Source organism: Methylosinus sp. Sm6 (assembly GCF_019802345.1).
In the GTDB taxonomy this organism is placed as follows: domain Bacteria; phylum Pseudomonadota; class Alphaproteobacteria; order Rhizobiales; family Beijerinckiaceae; genus Methylosinus.
On the sequence record NZ_JAINDZ010000097.1, the window covers coordinates 1 to 2458 of the forward strand.

Sequence of the window (2458 nt, forward strand, 5' to 3'; positions counted from 1 at the left end):
GCCTTGCCCACCTTGGCGATCTGCTCGCCGGCCTCCTTCTTGAACTGCTCGACGAGCTTGGTCCGCCGCTCGGCCGAGAGCTTCTGCCCCTGGATCGTCGCGAGATAGGCCCGCGCCATCTCCATCGAGTTCTTCGGCGTCAGCGCCTCCGCGCCGTCGTCGAGCAGCTCGGCGATCAGCATCTTGATCAGCTCGCCGATGACGATGTTCGACTCGTCCACGCGCTCCGGCGTGAACTGCGGCGCGATCCCCTCGAACAGCGCGCGTCCCTCGGCGATCCGCCGCGCCGCATTGGCGACGCGCATCGAGCGGCGATTGAAGGCGCTCCTCGAGATCAGCGGCAGGTTCTTGTCGGCGAGGCGGCCGTTGAGATCGGAGAGGATTTCGGCCTGTGTGCGCTGGCGCCTGTTCAGCTCTCCCATCGCCCAGGCGATATCCTCCTGCGCCTCCTCGGGCAGCGTGTCGATGGAGGAGAGCCGGCCGCGTCCCTCGCTCGCCATGGCGTCACGCCCCCGGCGAGGGACGTTTGACGCCCGTGATGACGACGCGGCCCTCGACATGATCGAGGCCCTTTTGAGTGAGCGAGGCGATCTGAACGCTCGCCTGCTTAACCCGCGCGACGGCGCCCATGTCCTCGAGGAAGCGCAGCTCCTCATGCACCCAGTCACGGGTGCGCGTGATCGCCCAGCGCATTTCCAGGTCCTCCCGCAGCGCCTCGCTGTTCCAGCGCCGGTCCGGCTGCTCGGCGAGATCGCGCAGGATAATGAGCCGCGCATGCTCGCGAATGACCCCGTCCATGCTCATTTGCGCTCCGCCTCCGCCAGTCGATCCTGCGCGCGCTCATAGAGATTGATGAGCGTGTTCACGCGTTCGATCATCGCCGCGACGCGCGCGTCGAGCGTGGTGATCTTCACGTCGATCGCGTGGACCTCGTCCTTGGTGGGGAGATGCTCGACCTCGACCTCGATCTTGCCGATGCGCACCTCGACGCCGTCCACCCGCTCGAACAGGCGCCGCAGATCGGACTGCATGCCCTTCACATCATCGTCGGATCGGTTCGAAAAGCGGCTCCACACCGCTATGGCCAGCGCCGCCGCCGTGCCCGCCCATTGCGCCGCCGTGCCCCAATCCATCATAGAAGCCCCTTTGTGAAAAGCATGGACGGCCGCCATGACGAGCCGCCGAGGCAAAGGCCCGCGACGAGGCCGATCGCGTCGCGGGCATTGTCGGAAAGGCGGATCACGCCGCCGATCACGCGGCCTTGCCGATCGCCGTGCTGGTGATGACGCGCAGCCCGATATTGGCCGCGCTGACGATCGCCACCGCCGCGGCCGGAGAAACATAGTCGGACCAGTTCACGCCGCCGATCCAGGAGAGCAGCGGCGGCAGCACGACGAGCGCGCCATTGACGATCAGCGTGCGATAGCCCTTGAGCCCGGGCGGGGCGGAAACATCTGGCAGAGACATGATGAGTTTTCCAATGGCTTTGCCGGGTTCCGCCCGGCGCGGATCAGCGAAGGAAGAAGGACAGGATCGCGCCAATCGTCGCCAGCCAGGAGACGAATGCGACGACGGCGACGACGCCCAAGAGGGCGGTCAAGACGATTTTCAACCGTTCCGGCATTGTGTGACCTTTCGCGAATGCGCCGCCGATCAGCGGCGAAAGACGAGGTCGCGGGCGAGGGTGATAAATCCCGCGGCATAGCCGATAAAAAAGCCGACGATCGCGCCGAGGACGCCGCCGGCGACGAGCAGCGTCGCGCTCTCCATCACGCGGCCCTCGCGGGCTCGGACGGCGCCTCGCGGCTCTGCGTCAGCGCGTCGAGGAACGCCTCGGCATAGCCGGCGATCAGCTTCGCGCGGTCCGTGCCATTGATGATGCGGCGGGCGCCGACATAGTCAGGCCGCGCCCGGAGGATGTAATCGGCGAGCTTCTTGCCCGTGAATAGGCCGAAGATCATGCCGCGGAAGGCGATGTCCAGCGCCTTCGGCCAGCCGAGCGCGTCGTCCTTGTTCACGACGCCGAACCGTTCGTAGTTCTTCTTCCAGGTGATCTGGATCAGCCCGCGCCCGTAATAGGGATAGTAGGGCTTCGATCGCAGATAGCTCAGGCTCCCGCGCTCACTGATCGGCTGCATCGTGTGTGCCGTCTCATGCTTCACGGTCGCGAGCAGATAAGCAAGCTCGGCGTCCGACATGTTCGGCCATTTCGCCTCGCGATAATCGAGGATGCGCGTGAGGCCGTCGACCTGCCACATATCGAGCCGGCCGCCGAACAGCGCGTGCCGGACGCGATCGAAGAAATACTTGCGATTGATCGGATTCATGGCCGCCTCGCTTCGTTTGTCCGAAGCTAGGCGATGTCTTGTCCCGAATTGAGGGAGACAGCTGTCTCCCTCATGGCCGCGTCTCCCTTATTATGACGAGCGCGACGCTCAGAACAAGCGGCCTTGGCGCG

The 2458-nt window shown here is 65.3% G+C and carries 5 protein-coding genes; all 5 read right to left on the reverse strand.

Annotated features, from left to right (window positions below):
* Positions 1-500, reverse strand: a 500-nt coding sequence (locus tag K3F48_RS23540) for a phage protein Gp27 family protein (protein ID WP_222577870.1), incomplete at its 3' end; no start/stop codon positions are given.
* Between the two features lie 4 nt (positions 501-504).
* The gene (locus K3F48_RS23545; RefSeq protein ID WP_222577871.1) at positions 505-804 is read right to left on the reverse strand and encodes a hypothetical protein; all 300 of its coding nucleotides are present in this window, start codon (positions 802-804) and stop codon (positions 505-507) included.
* Entirely contained in the window at positions 801-1136 is a 336-nt protein-coding gene (locus tag K3F48_RS23550) for a DUF2730 family protein (RefSeq protein WP_222577872.1), read from the reverse strand. The genes K3F48_RS23545 and K3F48_RS23550 overlap by 4 nt, the downstream gene beginning before the upstream one ends.
* Positions 1137-1251: 115 nt before the next feature.
* Positions 1252-1467 carry a hypothetical protein gene (locus K3F48_RS23555; RefSeq protein ID WP_222577873.1) on the reverse strand — a complete coding sequence of 72 codons (216 nt, stop codon included), beginning with the start codon at positions 1465-1467 and terminating at the stop codon, positions 1252-1254.
* 302 nt (positions 1468-1769) lie between these two features.
* Positions 1770-2327: a hypothetical protein gene (locus K3F48_RS23560; protein ID WP_255609723.1), complete on the reverse strand. Its 558-nt coding sequence runs from the start codon at positions 2325-2327 to the stop codon at positions 1770-1772.
* Between the last annotated feature and the right edge of the window lie 131 nt (positions 2328-2458).

Bases quoted from the DNA above. Each gene is read 5' to 3' on its own strand.
- K3F48_RS23560 (WP_255609723.1), bottom strand. From the start codon at position 2,327: ATGAATCCGATCAATCGCAAGTATTTCTTCGATCGCGTCCGGCACGCG.
- K3F48_RS23545 (WP_222577871.1), bottom strand. From the start codon at position 804: ATGAGCATGGACGGGGTCATTCGCGAGCATGCGCGGCTCATTATCCTG.
- K3F48_RS23550 (WP_222577872.1), bottom strand. From the start codon at position 1,136: ATGATGGATTGGGGCACGGCGGCGCAATGGGCGGGCACGGCGGCGGCG.
- K3F48_RS23555 (WP_222577873.1), bottom strand. From the start codon at position 1,467: ATGTCTCTGCCAGATGTTTCCGCCCCGCCCGGGCTCAAGGGCTATCGC.